At 69.3% G+C, this 17,569-nt stretch carries 15 protein-coding genes; 1 reads left to right on the top strand and 14 read right to left on the bottom strand.

The genetic code is table 11. From position 1 onward, the window contains the following. Positions 1–8: 8 nt before the first annotated feature. On the top strand, positions 9–1,295 hold the full coding sequence (locus tag HZB25_04785) for a saccharopine dehydrogenase NADP-binding domain-containing protein (GenBank protein ID MBI5836540.1): 1,287 nt from the start codon (positions 9–11) through the stop codon (positions 1,293–1,295). Here the strand turns inward: HZB25_04785 and HZB25_04790 are convergent. The 14 genes from HZB25_04790 to HZB25_04855 all read right to left on the bottom strand — a co-directional run bounded on the left by HZB25_04790 (position 1,249) and on the right by HZB25_04855 (position 17,420). Next, complete coding sequence (locus HZB25_04790) at positions 1,249–1,803, bottom strand: cytochrome c family protein (GenBank protein MBI5836541.1); 555 nt, start codon at positions 1,801–1,803, stop codon at positions 1,249–1,251. The two genes, HZB25_04785 and HZB25_04790, sit on opposite strands and share 47 nt — an antisense overlap. Then, positions 1,790–3,352 (bottom strand): cytochrome c3 family protein, encoded by a 1,563-nt coding sequence (locus HZB25_04795; GenBank protein ID MBI5836542.1) that lies wholly within the window; start codon positions 3,350–3,352, stop codon positions 1,790–1,792. The genes HZB25_04790 and HZB25_04795 overlap by 14 nt, the downstream gene beginning before the upstream one ends. Continuing rightward, the gene (locus HZB25_04800; GenBank protein ID MBI5836543.1) at positions 3,349–4,431 is read right to left on the bottom strand and encodes a cytochrome b N-terminal domain-containing protein; all 1,083 of its coding nucleotides are present in this window, start codon (positions 4,429–4,431) and stop codon (positions 3,349–3,351) included. Before HZB25_04800 ends, HZB25_04795 begins: the two co-directional genes overlap by 4 nt. A gap of 9 nt (positions 4,432–4,440) precedes the next feature. After that, entirely contained in the window at positions 4,441–4,893 is a 453-nt protein-coding gene (locus HZB25_04805) for a Rieske 2Fe-2S domain-containing protein (GenBank protein ID MBI5836544.1), read from the bottom strand. Positions 4,894–5,132: 239 nt separating this feature from the next. After that, positions 5,133–5,522, bottom strand: a complete 390-nt coding sequence (locus tag HZB25_04810) for a hypothetical protein (GenBank protein MBI5836545.1) — start codon at positions 5,520–5,522, stop codon at positions 5,133–5,135. 27 nt (positions 5,523–5,549) lie between these two features. After that, entirely contained in the window at positions 5,550–5,927 is a 378-nt protein-coding gene (locus HZB25_04815) for a hypothetical protein (protein ID MBI5836546.1), read from the bottom strand. A gap of 588 nt (positions 5,928–6,515) precedes the next feature. Next, on the bottom strand, positions 6,516–7,871 hold the full coding sequence (locus HZB25_04820) for a sigma-54-dependent Fis family transcriptional regulator (protein ID MBI5836547.1): 1,356 nt from the start codon (positions 7,869–7,871) through the stop codon (positions 6,516–6,518). Then, on the bottom strand, positions 7,864–9,054 hold the full coding sequence (locus HZB25_04825) for a PAS domain-containing protein (GenBank protein MBI5836548.1): 1,191 nt from the start codon (positions 9,052–9,054) through the stop codon (positions 7,864–7,866). The genes HZB25_04820 and HZB25_04825 overlap by 8 nt, the downstream gene beginning before the upstream one ends. A 231-nt stretch (positions 9,055–9,285) precedes the next feature. Beyond that, positions 9,286–12,498, bottom strand: a complete 3,213-nt coding sequence (locus tag HZB25_04830) for a cytochrome c3 family protein (GenBank protein MBI5836549.1) — start codon at positions 12,496–12,498, stop codon at positions 9,286–9,288. Continuing rightward, positions 12,495–13,061 (bottom strand): hypothetical protein, encoded by a 567-nt coding sequence (locus HZB25_04835; protein MBI5836550.1) that lies wholly within the window; start codon positions 13,059–13,061, stop codon positions 12,495–12,497. The genes HZB25_04830 and HZB25_04835 overlap by 4 nt, the downstream gene beginning before the upstream one ends. Beyond that, positions 13,058–13,555 carry a hypothetical protein gene (locus HZB25_04840; protein ID MBI5836551.1) on the bottom strand — a complete coding sequence of 166 codons (498 nt, stop codon included), beginning with the start codon at positions 13,553–13,555 and terminating at the stop codon, positions 13,058–13,060. The genes HZB25_04835 and HZB25_04840 overlap by 4 nt, the downstream gene beginning before the upstream one ends. Before the next feature lie 146 nt (positions 13,556–13,701). Further along, positions 13,702–14,295: a hypothetical protein gene (locus tag HZB25_04845; GenBank protein ID MBI5836552.1), complete on the bottom strand. Its 594-nt coding sequence runs from the start codon at positions 14,293–14,295 to the stop codon at positions 13,702–13,704. A gap of 5 nt (positions 14,296–14,300) precedes the next feature. After that, positions 14,301–15,977: a hypothetical protein gene (locus HZB25_04850; GenBank protein ID MBI5836553.1), complete on the bottom strand. Its 1,677-nt coding sequence runs from the start codon at positions 15,975–15,977 to the stop codon at positions 14,301–14,303. Between the two features lie 6 nt (positions 15,978–15,983). Next, the gene (locus HZB25_04855) at positions 15,984–17,420 is read right to left on the bottom strand and encodes a hypothetical protein (protein ID MBI5836554.1); all 1,437 of its coding nucleotides are present in this window, start codon (positions 17,418–17,420) and stop codon (positions 15,984–15,986) included. Positions 17,421–17,569 lie beyond the last annotated feature (149 nt).

A 17,569-nucleotide genomic window follows, 5' to 3' on the forward strand; every position in this document is an offset into this window, starting at 1 on the left:
AGGCCGCGATGAACCCGAAGACCATCCTGGTGCTGGGCGGCTACGGCGGGACGGGCACGTGGCTGTGCCGGTTGCTGGCGCGCCATACGGACACCCGCGTCATCGTTGCGGGCCGCCGGCTCGGGCGGGCCGCCGCGCTGGCGGGCGAGCTGGAGCGGGAGTGCGCGACGGAGACGGCATCCCCGGAGGGGGGATCCACCGCGTCCCGATTCGCCGCCCGGCACGCCGACGCCGCCGATCCGGCTTTGCTCGCGGCCGCCTTTCAGGGCGTTTCGCTGGTGATCGCCGCCTCCACCACCGCGCAGCACGCCGCCGCCACCGCCGCGGCGGCCCTCGACGTCGGCGCCGACTACCTCGACCTCCACTTCCAGGACACCGCCCTCCGCCAGCTCGAGGCCATGGACGCGCGCGTCCGCGCCGCGGGGCGAACGTGCATCACGCAGGGCGGGTTCCACCCCGGCCTGCCCGCCGCGCTGATCCGGCTGGCGGCCGCGCGCATGGGCGGGCGCTGTCGCGCCGCCGCGGTGAGCATGGTCATGACCCAAAGGGTGGAGCGCGCCGAGTCGCTCGAGGAACTGGTGGATGTGATCGCCGACTTCAGCTCCCAGGTCTACCGCGACGGCGAGTGGCGCAAGGCGGCGTTCGACATGAAGGACGTCCGCCGGGTGGACTTCGGCCCCGGCTTCGGGCGGCGCGACTGCTTCCCGCTGTTCCTCGAGGAGCTGCGTCCGCTGCCCCCCCAGCTGGGACTGGAGCGGGTGGGCGTCCACGTGGCCGGGTTCAACTGCTTCGTGGACTGGGTGGTCACGCCGCTGGCGTATGCGCTGTACCGCGTGAAGCGCGGCCTGGGCCGCCGGACCATGGCGCGGCTGATGACCTGGGGCATCAACACCTTCCCGCCGCCGCGACAGGGCGTGGTGATGGTGGTGGAAGCGTGGGCGGCGGGCGCAGCGCAGCCGGCAGACGCCCCCGCGTGGCGCCTGGTGCTCGACGATCCCGTGGACGCCTACCACTTCACCGCGGCCCCGGTGGCCGCGTGCGTGCTGCAGTGGCTGGACGGCGCACTGCCGGGGCCGGGCGTGCGCCTCATGGCGCACACGGTGAATCCGGAGCGGCTGCTGAAGGACCTCCGGGAGATGGGAGTGCGGGTGGAGGAGGGGGACGCGCGCGGCCAGGGAAGCGGCCGGCCCGCCACGGGCGCTCCCCGTGACGGGCCGGTCTGGCGGCCTGGGATGCTGTTCTTGCGGATCAGGACTTCGGGTACGGGTGCGCGATCTTGGCGGCGGCGGCCTTGAAGTCGAACGCCTTGAAGGTCGGGCTCTCCGAGTTGTGGCACACCACGCATTCCTTCTCGGTCGGCTTCACGAGGCCCACCGAGGCGGCCGCGGTCTTGCCGGCCTTGATGGCCTTCATGACCGGCATGGGCATGTAGTCCTTCCCCGCGCCATGACAGGATTCGCACCCCACGCCGTCCTCGGCCTTGAACGACGCCTCGAACATGGCGGCGGCCTTGCCGTGGCCCGTCACGTGGCACTTGAGGCACTTGGCGTCCTTCTGCGGGTCGGCGATGCCCTTTTCCTTGCCGATCTTCTTGGCCTCGTCGCTCGCGAGGACGGTGAACGCCTTCGCGTGCGCGGACTCCGACCAGACCTTGAACTGCGCACCCTTGGCCGCAGCGTTGTGGCACATCTTGCACTTGGCCGCGCCCACGTACTTGTGGGCGACCTCTTCGGCCGCCAGGGCAGTGCTTGCAACGAAGGCACCGAGCACGAGCAGCCCAAGAACGATCCTAACGTTCCTCATGCTTCTGTCTCCTTTCGATTTGCCGGATCTTGAGGTAGAGCAGGACGACCAGCGCCGTGATGATCAGCGTGGCGACGCCCAGACCCTGCCTCCGGAAATGATACTCCCGTATTGCCGCCAATGCCGCAGCTCTTGCGGCCGATACTACCTTGATTCCGGGCGCCGCGGAAGCCTCCACCGCCCCCTTCTCGAACGCGTGCACCTTCACCCGGGACTCCACCTGGGCCTGGTTCACGGCCTTCAGGGAATACCGCGCCTCGGCGATGTCCATCCCCAGCTGCTCGGCGCGCGAGAGGAGCTTCTCCGCCTCCGCGCGCCCCGCGAACAGGCTGTCGAGGGTGGCCCGGGTTTGCAGGATTATCGAGGCCGCGGGATCCGACGGCTGGTTCGCGTGGCAGGACTCGCACGCCGAGCCCTTCCCGAAGCCGATCATCGAGTCCGTGGGCCGGTCCACGCGGTGGTTGCCGTGGCACACCACGCAGCCGGGCAGGCCCTGGGAGTCGAACGCCGCCCGGTGCTTGCTCTTGTCGAAGAGCTCCGCGTTGGCCTGGTGACACGTGCCGCACACACCGGCCACCGACCGCACCCCCGGGGGCGCCGCGCCATGGTTGCCGTGGCAGGAGTTGCAGGCCGGCGCATTCAAGTCGGAGTTCTTCAGCAGGGCGATGCCGTGCACGCTCTGACGGTACTTCTCGAGCTGGTCGGTGGGAATCCCGTACGGGGCCATCCGCGCCTTGTCGGAGTGGCACTTCCCGCAGGTCTCGGGGACCCGGGTCGGATACACCGCCGAGCGCGGGTCCTTGACCTGGTAGATGGCGTGGTTGGAGTGGCAGCTGACGCACGTCGCGGCCCTCACATCCCCCTTGCGGTTCCGGTCCCCGTGGACGCTGGTCAGGTACTTCTCGTACTGGTCGACCGGCAGCCCCGGGTTGAATTGCCTCATGTAGGCCGGGTCGCCGTGGCAGCGGGCACAGGTCCTGGTGACGTTCGTGGGGTAGACCGGTGAGCGGGGGTCGCTGACCGCCGCAATCCCGTGCACCCCATGACATGAGACGCATTGCGGGCCGGCCGCGTTGCCCTTGAGCGCGGTGCCGTGGGCCCCGCCCAGGAACGCGCCCGCCGCGTCCCCCAGCTTGTGGCGGGTCTTGAATGGGCTGGCCGAGGCTCCATGGCAGCGGCCGCACATCTCGGGAATGGCCGCCGGCCTGGGCTTGCCCCGGAAACCCGCCGCGGGGCTCATCGCCTCGTCCTTGTCCTCCTTCGAGGCGTCCCCGCCGTGACAGCCGGCGCAGGTCACCCCGGCGCGGAAGTGCACGTCGGTGCGGAAGCCCTTGGCCTCGGGCCCGTCCAGCTCGGTGTGGCAGCCGAGGCAGTGATCCACCGCGGCGGGCTGCGCCGCCGCGGAGCCCGCCGGGCGCTGCTGCGCGGGCGGCGTGCCCGCCGGCTCCGCCGCCATGACGACCGCCGCCGCGCCCCCCCCGGCCAGCGCCGCGGCGAGCGTCGCCAGGGCCGCGGCCCGCCTCCATCCCTGCATCGGGGCGGCGCTCACCGGAGCCCCACGATGGTCATGACGATGATGAACATCACCACCACGACGCCGAGCCAGGTGATGATCCGGTTGCGCAGCCCGGCCGGGGTGCGCGCATCCCACAACGGGACCAGGAACCACATCAGCCCCGCGACACCGAACAGGCCCACGCCCAACGCCTCACCCTCCATGCCCAGCACCGTGGCCGGGAAATACTTCAGCGACTGGTACATGAACAGGAAGTACCACTCGGGCTTGATGCCCGCAGGGGCGGAGGCCAGGGTGTCCACCTTCCGGCCCAGCTCCCAGGGGAACGCCACCGCCAGGATCGCCAGCACGTTGAGCACGATCAGCCACAGGAGCAGGTCGCGCAGCACGAAATTGGGGAAGAAGGGCATGTAGCGCCGTCGCGCGCCGCGGTCGTGCTCCCACGATTCGGGCTCGGCGATGCCCTGCAGCTGGATCAGCAGCAGGTGCGCGCCCAGGACCAGCGTGAACACGCCGGGCAGCACCGCCACGTGCAGCCCGAAGAAGCGCGTCAGCGTGGCCGTGGACACTTCCTTGCCCGCACGCAGGATCTCCATCAGCTGGGGGCCGATGCCCGGCACCACCGCCATCATCTGCGTGCCCACCTTGGTGGCGAAGTAGGAGAGGGTGTTCCACGGCAGGAGGTAGCCGCTGAAGCCGAATCCCAGGGAGAGCGCCAGCAGCGTGAAGCCGGTGAACCAGGTCAGCTCGCGGGGCTTGCGGAAGGCGCGCGAGAAGTACACCGAGAACATGTGGATGAACACCGAGGCCACCATGAGGTTCGCCGACCAGCTGTGGATGGAGCGGATCAGCCAGCCGAACTTCACCTTGGTGATGATGAAGCGCACGCTCTCGAAGGCCGTCTGCTCGCCGGGCTGGTAGTACATCAGCAGCAGGATGCCGGTGACCACCTGCACGATGAACAGGAACAGGCTCACGCCGCCGAAGTAGTACCAGAACGAGCCGCGGAACTGCGGCACCTTCTTCTCGGCGGCCATGTGCTCGACGTAGGAGAGATCGAAGCGCTCGCGTATCGCCTTCTCGACCGGGGAGACCCGCCTCTCGTGTGCCATGCCCGCCCCCTAGGCCTTCGAGACCACGACGTCGTCGCCCTTGAGCGCCACCTTGTACTCGTCCAGCGGGCGGGGCGGGGGGCCGGCGATGTTGCGCCCGTTCAGGTCGTACATCCCGTTGTGGCAGGCGCACCAGATGCGCTGCACGTCGGGGCGATACTGCACCGTGCAACCGAGGTGGGTGCAGGCGGCGGAGAAGGCCTTCAGCTTGCCCTCGGAGGTGAGCACCAGGATCGCGGGCTCGCTGCCGAACCGGAATACCCTGCCTTCGTTGGGCTTGAGGCTCTTGAAGCTGGCCGCCACGACCGTGGTGGGCTCGGCTTCGCCCTGCGCCGGCACCTTGAAGTACTCGAAGACGGGGTAGAGGACCGCGCCGAGCCAGGCCAGCCCGGCTCCGCCGAGCGCCACATCCAGGAATGACCTGCGGGAAATGCCCTTGTCCGAACCGCCGTCAGCGGCCATGCACCCACTCCTGCGTACGGGGCCATGCTCCGAGACGTGGCGACGTGCCACGCGTTACCGGGGAAACGGTTGCACTGCACTGAGGTTCCGACGTTCGCGAAACGGGTGCGCCGGACTGAAACTTCCACGTTTCCGAAACGGCTGCAGCATCCTAGCATGCGCCCGCACCGAATGAGAAGCCCCGCCCTCCGCTGCGGGGGCGGGGCATGGGGGGATCCTGCGGGCCGGGCGGCGGCCGGCTACTTCTGCCCGGTCTTGCCCTCGGCGCCGCCCTGCGGCTTGACGGGCTTCGCCGTCATGCCCGGCTTGTCCCTGGCGTCACCCGGGTTGGCCGCGGCCTTGATCTCCGCCAGGTTTGCGGCGCCGTCCTTGTCCGAATCCTTCTCCTCGAGGGCCTCGAACTTGTTCGCGGCGGCCTTGAGGTCCGTGCCATAGGCGTTGAGCAGGGGGTCCGCCTTGGTGACCTTCATCCCGGTGTGGCACAGCAGGCACTTGGCCTTGAACTTGGCCGCTTCCGGGTACCTGGCCAGGAAGTCCTTCTGGATCTTGGTGCTGGCGCCGGCGCCTGCGGCGAGGGCCAGCAGACACGCGGAGGTCAATACCAGGGTAAGGGCGGTACGGAATCGCATCCTGCTCCTCCTGCTGTGGAGATGACTTCAGGCCACCGGGCGCCCGCGGCGTTCCAGGGCGGACTCCACCGCCTCGCGTAGCTCGGCGGCGTCCGCGGGTCGCACCGCGTAGTAAATGGGCCGAAGCTCCTGGACCAGCTTCTGGGTGCTCAGGGATTCGTCGGACGCCACCAGCACCAGCGGCACGTCCGGCGCAATGCGGCGAAACAGGTGCAGGACGCCGAGGTCCTGCTCGCAATCGGCGCGCAGCCCGTAGATGACCACGTCCGGGCGGCGCTGTACGACCTCCTCGAGCAGGGCCCGGCCGTCCGGGCAGGCAACCGGCTCGAAGCCCTCCTGGCGGAGCACCGTCCCCACCGGGGCCTCCCCGATTTCAAAGGTCTCGCATACGACGACGCGAGGCAATTTCCGTCCCCCTGGGGTGCCGCGGTCGAGCGGCTCGGCCCGCCGGCCATGCGGCGGTTTGTGGTAGACATGAGGTGGCATCTGGGGGCCCGAACTCCCGGCGAGCGGGGCTTGCGGCCCCGCGGTACGCCATGTGCACCGAAACCGCCGGGTATGCGTCGGGGCGTGGTTCCCGATCCAGCTTCCCCCGTGGCGAGAAGAGACCGCGTCTCAGTCTGCCTTCGCCAGACCCCTCTTGGACACCACGCCCCGCCAACCACACGGCTGGAATCGGTATGTCTGGAAAGAAAAGGGGAACCGTCCGAGCCGGCGCCTCCCAATCCACCACCACCGCGCGCAACCCGTTGACCCGTGGCGGTTCCCTCGTGATATTCGTCTATGCAATGGACAGGCCGAAGCGTGGCGGCGCGACCGCGCTCTCAGAACGCCAAGTCTGGCAACCAATTGTGCGGGAATGGGGTGGGCCGGGGGCAGGGCCGGGCGGGCCGGGGCTCGGCCTGTCTCTGTCATGCTGGCAGCAGTCCCTGTAATCCTGTCAGGAAAAGCAGGCGATCCGGGGGGCCGGCGCAGCAAATCCCGGCACCGTCTCTACGAGCGCAGCTCCTCCAGGTCCTTCACCTTGCGGTAGAGGTTCCGCTCGCTGATTCCCAGGATGCCGGCCGCCTTCTGGCGGTGGCCCTTGCACTCGTCGAGGACCTTCTTGATGTAGCGGCGCTCCACCTCGTCCAGGGTGGGCAGCCCGTCCGACTCGGCCGCATCGCCGAACGGCGAGGACATGCGCACTCCCATGGGCAGGTGGTCGGGCAGCAGCACGCCGCCGTCACACAGGATCAGGGCCCGCTCCACCACGTTTTCCAGCTCGCGCACGTTACCGGGCCACAGGTAGCGGTCCAGCACCGCCGAGGCCTCCGTCGACATCTTCACGTTGCGCTTGGGGACGATGGAGGAATTGCGGATGAAGTGGTCCGCCATCAGCGGGATGTCCTCGCGCCGGTCGCGCAGGGGAGGGATGGACAGGGAAAACACGTTCAGCCGGTAGTAGAGGTCCTCGCGGAACGCACCCTCCTTCATCATGGACTCCAGCGAGCGGTTGGTGGCCGCGATCACGCGCACGTCCACCTTGATGTCCACCGTGCCGCCCACGCGCCGGAACGTGCCGGTCTCCAGCACGCGCAGCAGCTTGACCTGCAACGGCGGGGTGATCTCGCCGATCTCGTCCAGGAAGATGGTGCCGCGGTCGGCCACCTCGAAGAGCCCGTGCTTGAGCCGGATGGCGCCGGTGTAGGCACCCTTCTCGTGCCCGAACAGCTCGCTCTGCAGCAGGTTCTCGTGCAGCGAGGCGCAGTCCACCACCACGAACGGCTGCTTCGAGCGGTGGCTCTGCCGGTGCACCGCGCGCGCCACCAGCTCCTTGCCCACGCCGCTCTCGCCCCGGATCAGCACCGTGGAGTCCGTCTCGGCCACGCGCGCCACCATGTTCAGCAGTTCGCGGATCTGCGAGGACGAGCCGATGAAGCGCTCGCTGGGCTGCAGCCGCTCCACTTCGCGCTCCAGCGCGGTGTGGCTGCGCTGCAGGCTCTGGCGCTGCACGGCCTTCTCCAGCACCGCCTCCAGCTCCCCCAGCTTGCAGGGCTTGGTGAGGAAGTCGTAGGCGCCCTGCTTCATGGCCCGGATGGCCTCCTCCACCGTGCCGTAGGCGGTGAGCATCACCACCTCGGTGGAGGGGGAGGCTTCCTTGATCTCTGCCAGCAGGTCCAGCCCGCTGCCGTCGGGCATGCGCACGTCGAGCAGCACCAGGTGGAAGGTGTTCTTGCCCAGTTGCTCGCGGGCCTCGTTCAGGCCGGCGGCTGTCTTCACCGCGTAGCCCGCGCGCGCCAGCTCCTTGGCCAGCAGCTTGCGCAGGGACTCCTCGTCGTCCACCAGCAGCAGGTTGATCTCAGACACCGTCGCCTCCAGGCCCGGCGACGGGCAGTTCGACCACGAACCGCGCGCCCTCCCCGGGCCGGCTTACCACGTGGATGTTCCCGCCGTGCCGGACCACGATGCGCTGGGTGATGGAGAGCCCCAGCCCGGTGCCCTGACCCACCGGCTTGGTGGTAAAGAAGGGATCCCAGATGCGGTCCAGGTGCTCCTGCGAGATGCCCGGCCCGCTGTCCTGGACCTCGAGCACCACGGAGCGGCCCTGCCGCCGGGTGCGCAGCGTGAGCGTGCCCCCGGAGGGCATCGCCTGCACGGCGTTCATGCACAGGTTCATGCACACGCTCCGGATGCCGCCCTCGCGGGCCCAGATGGTGGGCACGTCGCCGTCCAGTTCCTCCACCGCGTCCACCCGCTGCTTGCGCATCTGGTAGCGCAGCAGCGCCAGCGTGTCGCGCACCGCCCGGTTGAAGTCCACCCAGCCGGCCGCCACCCGGTAGGGCTGCGCCAGCAGCAGCAGCTTGTCGGTCGTCTCGTGACAGCGGCGGGCCTCGCGCTCCAGGAGTGTGAGCACCTCGGCCGCCTCGGCGCGCGCCTCCGGGTCCATGCCCGGCGAGCGGCCCAGCCACCGCTGCAGCGACTCGACCCCGGCCATCACCGAGGCCAGCGGGTTGTTCACCTCGTGGGCCACGCCCGCGGCCAGGATGCCCAGGCTCGCCAGCCGCTCGCTGTGCGAGAGCTGGCTTTCCAGGCGGCTGCGTTCGCTGATGTCCCGCCACACCTCCACCACGTGGGTCACCTCCCCGGTCTCATCGAGCACCGGGTTCATGGTGGCTTCCCAGCGGCGCTGCGCGCCGCTCGCGTCGGGGAGGTTGCGGATCAGCCGGCGCGGCTCCTTGAGCTCCAGCACGTCGCAGGCGGCGCATTGCGCGCCCTCGCCGGGAGCCTCGGCCTCCGGGCAATTGAGCGCCAGCCGGCAGCGCACCCCGACCACCTGGTCGCGGCGCAGGCCGAAGGCCTCCAGGTAGCGCCGGTTGGCGGCCACCACGCGGTGCGCCCCGTCCACCACCACCACCGCGTCGCTCAGCGCATCAATGAGCTGCGGGAGGATCTGGCGGACCTGCTGGGTATCGAACCGCAGCACCATGGGGCTGTCCAGGGGACTGCGCAGCGGTATGGGCTGGCTGGATGAGGAATCGGGCTGGGACATGGCTCCTTCTGGTGGTGCGAGATTGCGGCCTGACAGAATGACAGTAACGCTTTCGAGGGCCATGGGCAACAGCGAAGCAGGTCACGCCCTGCCCCCATGGCAGGACGACATGACCGATTGGCGTGAACGGTACCCGGGTTCGTGCCCATGCCGGGCGCACAACGGCAGAGGGCCCGTCCCGGGACGGGCCCCCCGTGGCTGGCTGACTCCCCGCCGGATCGGCAGGACTGATCAGGGTTTCTTCGGCGCCGACATCGACGGATCGTGGCACTGGATGCACAGCTCGCGTGTCGGTTCGTGCGTGAGGAGGTTCTCCTGCTCGCTCGAATGCGGCTGGTGGCAACCGGTGCAGGTGAGCGGCTTGCCCGTGCGCGGGTCCCTGCCGCGGCCGGCGTAGGGGTGCAGGTGCTTGGACATGTCGCGGTGACATGACATGCACAGGTCCTGTGTCGACTGCGCCAGCAGGCTCCTGGTGTCCGAGGTGTGCGCCGAGTGGCACCGGTTGCAGCCCTGTTCCAACGCCTTGTGGACGACGCGACCCTGGACCAACTTGCGGCTGTGGCACTGGAAACACAGTTCCTGCCCGGGCCGCAGGAGCAGGTGCGGCGCGGCCGCCGCGTGCGGGCCGTGGCAGGCCAGGCACTGTCGCCCTTCCCGAACCGGCACGTGCACCAGCGGGTGGTCGAACTGGGCCTTGTTCTGCTCGTGGCACTTCATGCACAGCTTCGAGCCCGACTCCACCGTCGCGGTGCTGGCCCCCGGCAAGTGACAGGACCCGCACTGTCCGCGCATGAAGGGCATGTGCAGCGCCGGCCGCAGCAGCCCGCGCTTGGACTTCTCCTGCACATGCGGGTCATGGCAGCCGGTACAGTTGGCCTGTGCCAGGTCCTTGCCCCCGTGCTTGGCGGCCATGGCCGGGCTCTTCAGGGAATGGCACGTGGCACACAGGGCGTAACCCTTGAGCCGGGCCATGCCTTCATTGTCGGAACCGTGTTCGGCGTGGCACGTCAGGCACTTGCCCTGCGCCACCGGGGCGTGTGCCGCTCCGTTCCTGATCCTCGCCAGCAGCTGAGAGTGACACGTGCCGCACAGCTCGGGCGGGCCCTTCTTGAGCAGCCCGGCGCCCGCGCTCTCGTGGGGTTCGTGACAGGCGACGCAGTTGCCGGCCGCCGCGGGCGGGTGGCCGTGCTGCCTGGAGGCGTCGGCGATCACCGCGGCGTGGCAGGAGACGCACAGCCTCCTCGCGGTGTCCACAAGCAGGCCCTTGCGTTCCGATGCGTGCGGCGTGTGGCACACGGTGCACCGTCCCGCCTTCACGGGCGGGTGGATGTGGGCGCCCCTGGTCTTGAGTTCTCCCACCTGGTGACAGTCCGCGCACACCTGCGCGACGGTCCGTCCCAGGGTTGCGGCTCCTGGCGGCCTGCCCTTGGGGTGGCACGTCTCGCAGTTCCGGTCCGCAAAGGGCGGGTGGACATTGGCGGCCAGCAGCCCGCCGGTCTTCGACGAGTGCGGCGCGTGGCAGTTGAGGCACTTCGCCGCGGCCAGCGGGGCGTTGTTGTGCTTCGAGAGCAGCTCCGCGCCGGTCAGGTCGTGGCAGTCGGCGCACAGGGCCGGCACCGGCTTGCGCAACGATGGGGCGGCCGCGCCCGCATGGGGCTCGTGGCAGGTCGCGCAGTCGCCCGAGGCCACGGGCGCGTGTACCACCTCACCCTCCTTGCCGATGGCCGGGTGGCACTTCTTGCACAGGGACTCGGGCTTCGCCGTGAGCAGCTTGGGCTCGGCGCCGCCATGGGGCTCGTGGCACGCCGCGCATTGGCCCTGGGCGGCCGCGGTGTGGGCGGAGGCCGTGCCGAGCTTCGCGCCCACGTCCGCATGGCACGAAGTGCACAGGCCGGGCGGCCGCGATGTCAGCAGCATCCTGGTCTCGCCGCCGTGCGGGCCATGACAGGTGAGGCACTCGCCGTCGCGGGCCGGCGGGTGCGGTACCTTGGCACCCTTCGCCTGGGCCGGTTCGCGGTGGCACTTCGAGCATAGCTCCGCGCCTTCGGCGCGCATCAGCCTGGGGTGGTCCGATTGATGGGGATCGTGGCACGCCGTGCAGTTGCCGGAGCGGTATGGCGGGTGGACTTCCTTGCCCGCGAGGGTCTGGTCGAGCCCCGCGTGACACGTGAGGCACAGGGAACGCTCGTCCTTGCGCAACAGGTGCTTCTCGAACCCGCCGTGGGGCGAGTGGCAGCGCAGGCAGTCCTTTTTCGCCACGGGGGGATGAACCCCCTTTGCGGTGACGCCGGCGACAGGTGCCCCCGTGGAATCGGTGGGCGCGCTGATCTGCCTGCCCAGGTCCTTGTGGCAGGTGAGGCACATCCCTCCGTCCGCGGTCTTCAGCAGCTTTTCCCGGTCGGAGCCATGCGATTCATGACAGGCCACGCAGTTGCCGTCGGCGAAGGGGCGGTGGACGACCGGCAGTTTCGCCGACGCGATCACCTCCTCGTGACATGTGCCGCACAGCGCTGAGGGCTTGTCCTTGAGCAGGGATCCTGAGCTGCCCTTGTGGGGGTCGTGGCATGTGAGGCACGCGCCTTCTGCGGCGGGTGGGTGCGGATGCGTTCTGGATTCCAGGCCCTGCTTCTCCGAGTGGCAGGTGTAGCAGAGGTCCGGTACCGCGCTGACGAGCTTCGCCGCGGGCTTGCCGCCGGCCATTTCGTGGCAGGATTCGCACTGGCCTGCGGCGACAGGCGCGTGGCTGCCGGCGCGCAAGAGCTTGGCCTCGGATGAAGCATGGGCGGTGTGGCAGTCCATGCACCCCAGCGTCCCGCGCACCACCCTGGCGTGGGCACCCTCCATGGCCGGCCCCGGATGGCAGCTGAGGCAGTTGGCGTCTCCCGCCGCCTTGAGAAGGGAGGCCTCGGGGCCGCCGTGCGGCGCGTGACAGGTGCCGCACTCGCCGGCCTTGAACGGAGCGTGCACGTGGGCCGCGCTGACCTGCTCCCCGGCGGCTGCGTGGCACTTGAAGCAGGTGGCCTGGGGGCCGCCGTCGCGCACCAGGCGCGGGGCATTGGAGGCGTGCGGGTTGTGGCAGGTGCTGCACTGGCCCCTCGCGAACGCCTCGTGCTGGTGGGTGGGCGGAGACGACTTCTTCATCGAGGTGTGGCAGTCATAACAGAGATCCGGCTCGGCCTTCTTCAGCACCAGTTTCTGCGAGAAGCCGTGGCTGGCGTGGCAGGCGGCACAGTCCTGGCTGGCCACGGGGGCGTGCGTGAACTTCTTGCTCTCGAACTCCTTCCGGGTCTCCTCGTGGCAGTCATAGCAGCTGCGGCTCGCGCCGCGCGCGGGTCTTGCTGCCCCCGCGAGGCGCTCTCCGCCGGCCAGCAGCACCAGCCCCGCGGCCAGCACCCCCAGCAGTGGGAGGCGGCGGGAGACACCGCCGCGGGGCCAGATCGTCACTTGCCCACCCCCCTGGTGGAGGGCTGGGTCGCGCTGCCCGTCGCGGGAGCCACCGTTCCGCCGGAGGGCGGGAACTTCCGGGTCCCGCCGCCGGCCGGCGCAGCGTCGGAAGTCGTGTCCGAATTCACAATGGGCTCGCGCCCGATGAAGTCGATGCGGGCCACCTTGAATGCGAGCATCGAGTTCCTCGCGAAGTGAGGCGGCATCTTGAGCATGGCCCAGGTGGTGTCCTGCGGCTTGCCCTTGAGGCGGACGACGATCTTGAACGCCGGGTTTCTCGGCTCGGCGGAGCGGCTGATCACCTTGTGACTCTTCATCTCCATGGCGAAGTCGGGAACGTATTCCACCACGGAGGCCGAGTATTCCGTGTCACCCACGATGAACTTCTGCTTCAGGCGAACCTTCTGCAGGTCCCGGAAATCCTCAAACACCCGGTGCCGGATTCCGAGCGTCACCGAGTCGAGCTTATGGGCGGGCCTGGCCACAGGAGCCGCAGCCGATGGCGCCACGGACTGGGACAGGGCCAGGCCGATGAGTATCCTCAACCACCCCCAACGCTTCATTTCCTGGACCCCCCCTTGCGGACGGCGTTTGCCGTACCGGTAAACTTGCGGAGTTCCTCCACCAGCGAGGCGGCCAGCCCAGCGGAAAGCCGCTGCACATCCATCTCCCTGCCCCACCCGAACACCGTTTCCCGGTCCTCGCCGGTCCGGAAGCCCATGGATGCCCATGCGACCCGGCTTGAATCGGCATCGAGCAATTTGAGTGCCACTCCCACTGCGGGCAACTCCATGTCGCTCCTGCGCACGGTGCCCTGCTCGAGCACGCTTCCCAGCAGGAGATAGCGCACTTTCAACTTCCCGGCGAGCTCCCTCGCCTGCGCGTGGGATACGGCACCGGTGCCGCGGATGCCCAACTCCGAGAGCGCCGCCTCCACCTCCCCGGGCTCCACGGTCTGACAGAGACCCGAGCGCGTGAGCTCCACGAACAGGATGCGGGTGAACACGTCCCCGGCGTCCACCTTGGGGGTCAGATTCTCCAGCGGAAGGAGTGCCACGCGGGGCCGATCCCACTCGAGATGGCCCGCCATCACGGCATAGCGGGACGGGCCGGCGCAACCGACCGCCGCGACCAGCGCCATCATTGCCAGCCCCGGCGCAAGGGCGCGGGCCGCCCGGCCGCGCGAAGCGCCGGCACGCGCGCTCAGAACGCCTCCCGGTTCAAGCGCTCCACCACCTCGATGCAGGCTTCCTCGATGAGGCTGCTGAAGGTGCGCTGCCCCGACCCGCCGATGATCGGCAGGCGCCCGCGTCCCTGCTTGATCATGGATGTGCGCCACACCGTGGCGCCCGAGGCGATGTCGATCATCTCGACGTCAAAACTCAGGCTGGGGATTTCGTCCTGCCCGTTGCGGATCGTGGAATACTCCGTCACCGCGCCGCGGATCAGGCCGGTCACCTTGATGGCGTCCATGCCGGACTTGACCTTCTCGGGGTCGAAGACTCCGTCCATGCCGGGCATCCCCCCCACCTTCTCCAGGGCAGCCGCCACTTCGTTGGGCTCCACCACCTGGAAGCGGTCCACCATGACCAGTTCGGTCACGAATGCGCGGCTCACCCGCTCTCCCGCGTATCGGTCCTGCGTCAGGTTGGTGAAGGGCAGGATCGCCACCCGGCGATAGAAGGCCATGTCCGCCTGCGGATTCACGTACAGGCGTGGGCCGCCGGCGCAGCCGGCGAGGCAGGCCAGCAGCAGCGCCGCGGCCAGTGTCCTGGGATGAATCCAGCGAGAGTCCATGTCCGTTACCGCCCGAAGCTCTTGGTGAAGGTCACTTCCATCGCCCGCGATCGCGTGCTGCGGTACGGATCCACGGCGCTCACACCCACGATGAGCCGGGTCGAGGGGGAGAGGGCCGCGAGCAGGCGCGCGCCCAGGTTCTCGCGCCCCGTCAGGGACTGGATGTTGGACGTCGTGCGCGACTGGTTGCTGCTGGTGTAGAACACCGCGGCCTCGAGGGTCCGGCCCGGTTTCCAGTCGAGGTTCACCATCGTCGTGGACACCCGTGGGTCTCCCCGGGGCAGCGCGCCGGTCTGGGTGTAGCTCCAGTTGACCCTGAATGTCGGCCACGGGGTCCAGTGCACTTCCAGCATGCCCGTGCTCGAACGCACCGTGTTCTCGAGCAGCCCCGGGCCGCCGTGATACAGACGCCCGGAGACCACAACCTGAATCGGGCGCAGCGGGGTCGCCCGCAGGCTCAGCGAGCCCTGCGAGATCACCCGCGTGTCCCGCGCCGCGGTATCCCCGTTCGAGGATGCCTGGAGGTCCGCGAGGAGCTCCAAGCCGTCCGCCAGTCCGAAAGTGGAGCCAGCTCGCGCGGTGCTGACCCAGAATTCCTGGCCACCCGGGAACCGGTTCCATGAAGCCGTCGCCAGGGCGGTCCCTGCCCAGCCGGGACGCACCGACCCCTGAGCGGAAGCCGAAACGACTAAGTAGCCTAGCACATCCTCCTTCTGCGGGGTACGGGCGGTGCGCACCCCGCCGCCGGCGCTGAGGAGCGTGGCCGCGGTCGGGCGGTAGCCCAGGATCGAGGACCCGTCGTGGTCATTGAGCGTCCCCTGCGTCGCGTTCACCCTCTGGGCGGTGTGCCGGTAGGAGTAGCCCAGGTTCCACTCCGCCTTGGGTGAGATCTTCACGTTCGCCGAGACATTGGCCGAGTGCATGCGGGTGAAGTCGCTTACAGGGGCGGACAGGCCGCGGCGGTTGTCGGTGTAGTCATAGCTTGCCTGCACTCCCAGTTTGCCGAAGAGAGTTGCCGCGTAGGTCCCGCCCGCGTCCCAGGACCGCTGCTGGTCACGCGCCTGTCGCGGGTCCGCGCCGTCGAACTTCTGGTCGTAGTAGCCCGCCCGCAGGCTCACCGGGCCCAGCTCCTGCGCCGCTCGCAGCTGCCGGCTGATGGTCGCGCCCTCGCTCAGGCGGGCCGTCTCCCGCGCGGCCGTGGAGGTGTCAATGGCGCGCAGTTCCCGGGCGTCCTGGTGTCGCCGGATCCAGCTTACGTCCAGGCGGGGGAGGCCCCGGGGGGCGAGATACCCGGAGAGCAGCGTTTCCTGCTGCCGGGTGGTGAGGCTGTCGGAACCTCTGCTGGAGCCCGGCCGGTAGGAGGCGAAAAGACCGAAGAAGGGATGGTCCATGCGCACCGAGCCCTGCGGCGAGACGACCCGCTCCACCCGGTCGACGAAGCTTGTCTTGTTGAGCTGGAATTGGGAGGAGAGGCCGATGCCGTGGCCCAGGCCCGTGGAGTGGCTCGCCTGGTAGGACTGCAGGAAACTGCGCTGCAGGGAATTCCCCTGGGGGGTGACCTGCTCGAGTTGCTGGAACTGGACCTGGAGGTAGCCCTGCAGGTCGGCCCGCGCGCGCGGGGCCGGGAGCGCGCATGCGATCGCGACCGCGGCTGCTGCCGCTATTTCACGGCTGCGTCCCATCCTGCCTCACCGCGCGTAGTTGATGGTGTACGTCTCAGTCCCATGGCAGGTGGGGGAACACGTGCCGCCGTTGGTGGTCTCGGTGTAGCTGTTGATGCCGGGGTTTCGCCCGGTGACGATCAGGTGCTTCTGGTTCGCGGAGCCGTGCGTGGCGTGGCACGCGTAGCAAGGCCGGCGCTGGTCGATGACGTGGAAGGCGTGCCCCTCGCCGAAGTTCGGAGGGTTGAACCGCGAGTAGCCAAGAACCGTGTTGCCCGCGTTGCGGTTTGCGTATGTGTTGTAGGTGTGGCACAGGAAGCAGATCTCGCTGGATACCATGGTGCGCGACGCGGACGAGGCGGTATACGGCTGCTTCAGGATGTAGCGGTTGTTCGAACCGTGAGGGCCACGCACGCTGCCCGCGTCCGAGCCGTGGCAGCTCCCGCAGGGGGTCGTGCTGGTGGGGCTCCAGCCGACTGCAAACGCTCCCGCACGGATGTTGAGATTCCTCCCCTGACCCTCCACCGGGTGGAAGGACGGATTGTTCGTGTTCAGCACCTTTCCGAAATCGGTCTGCCCGGTCGGCTGGATGGTCCAGCCGGAGTGGCACTTGAAGCACAGCTGGTACTCCGCGACCGGGGAGGTCAGCGTGTCCGAGCCCGCGGTGAAGGTGTACACGGGCGCGGTTCCGGCGGCGCCATTGAGCACCCGTACCCGGCTCACCCCCAGCGTGCTCTTGGGCGCGTTGGTCGTGGGGAAGCCGCCGGTCGGGTCGGTGCGCGCGACGTGCGGATTGTGGCAGTCCTCGCACTCGGAGTGTCGCCGGTTCACCGGCGAGGCAGCGAAGTCGCCCGACAGCGCCTCGTCGGCCCCGGTGTGGCGGCCGGTGTAGTCCTGCACCGGGTGCCGGTAGGCCTTGAGCATATCGGATTGCACGTTGCGGGCCGCGGGCAGACCGTCGTGGCACGTGAGACAGAGCTTCTCCTCCCTCGCAACCGCGAGGTGGGGGATGACGCCGGTGGCGTCGCTCCAACTGTGCGGGTCGTGGCAGTTCAGGCACTTGCTCGCACCGCCCGCCTCGGTGCGGGCGGGTGGCGTTGGGCCCGGCCAGATCATGCTGGGGCCGGAGCCATGCGCGGAGCCGTTGTAGAGCAAGGTCAGGCCGTAGCTGCCGCCCTTGAACGGAGTGGTGTGGCAGCCGTCGCACAGGGTGTTGGCGTTCGGCCCCAGCAGCGCGTTCGGATAGGCGATCTCATTGGTGCCGTGCTGCGTGTGGCACTGGTTGCATTCACCGGTGTGGGGACTGCCGGCGAGCGCCGCGGTGATCTCCTGCGGGGTGCGCGCGAACCGGCCCGGCGCGCCGGCCGCCAGCGCCAGCCCCGCCCCCAACAGGGCGGCCAGGGTGGCAACGCGGACGGCCGGCGCCCGGAGGCGCCGGCCGCCAAGCCCGGCTGGGGGAGACAAGGAGGGCGGAGCGGTCCCCGATCCGCGGTTCCCGAACCCCGGTGTGCAGGATCCCGCTTCCCTGGTTCCGCCTGCCCTGGATGCCACCTTGGCGTTGCCGCCACGGGCCTTGGCGCCCCCTGCCAGAAATCGCATTCGAGTCTCCATGG

Source organism: Candidatus Eisenbacteria bacterium, assembly GCA_016235265.1.
Taxonomy (GTDB): domain Bacteria; phylum Eisenbacteria; class RBG-16-71-46; order RBG-16-71-46; family JACRLI01; genus JACRLI01.

What these genes read in the sequence shown, in the direction of transcription:
- HZB25_04785 (MBI5836540.1), top strand. Translation starts at nt 9, where the DNA reads ATGAACCCGAAGACCATCCTGGTGCTGGGCGGCTACGGCGGGACGGGC.
- HZB25_04790 (MBI5836541.1), bottom strand. Translation starts at nt 1,803, where the DNA reads ATGAGGAACGTTAGGATCGTTCTTGGGCTGCTCGTGCTCGGTGCCTTC.
- HZB25_04800 (MBI5836543.1), bottom strand. Translation starts at nt 4,431, where the DNA reads ATGGCACACGAGAGGCGGGTCTCCCCGGTCGAGAAGGCGATACGCGAG.
- HZB25_04805 (MBI5836544.1), bottom strand. Translation starts at nt 4,893, where the DNA reads ATGGCCGCTGACGGCGGTTCGGACAAGGGCATTTCCCGCAGGTCATTC.
- HZB25_04810 (MBI5836545.1), bottom strand. Translation starts at nt 5,522, where the DNA reads ATGCGATTCCGTACCGCCCTTACCCTGGTATTGACCTCCGCGTGTCTG.
- HZB25_04825 (MBI5836548.1), bottom strand. Translation starts at nt 9,054, where the DNA reads ATGTCCCAGCCCGATTCCTCATCCAGCCAGCCCATACCGCTGCGCAGT.
- HZB25_04835 (MBI5836550.1), bottom strand. Translation starts at nt 13,061, where the DNA reads ATGAAGCGTTGGGGGTGGTTGAGGATACTCATCGGCCTGGCCCTGTCC.
- HZB25_04845 (MBI5836552.1), bottom strand. Translation starts at nt 14,295, where the DNA reads ATGGACTCTCGCTGGATTCATCCCAGGACACTGGCCGCGGCGCTGCTG.
- HZB25_04850 (MBI5836553.1), bottom strand. Translation starts at nt 15,977, where the DNA reads ATGGGACGCAGCCGTGAAATAGCGGCAGCAGCCGCGGTCGCGATCGCA.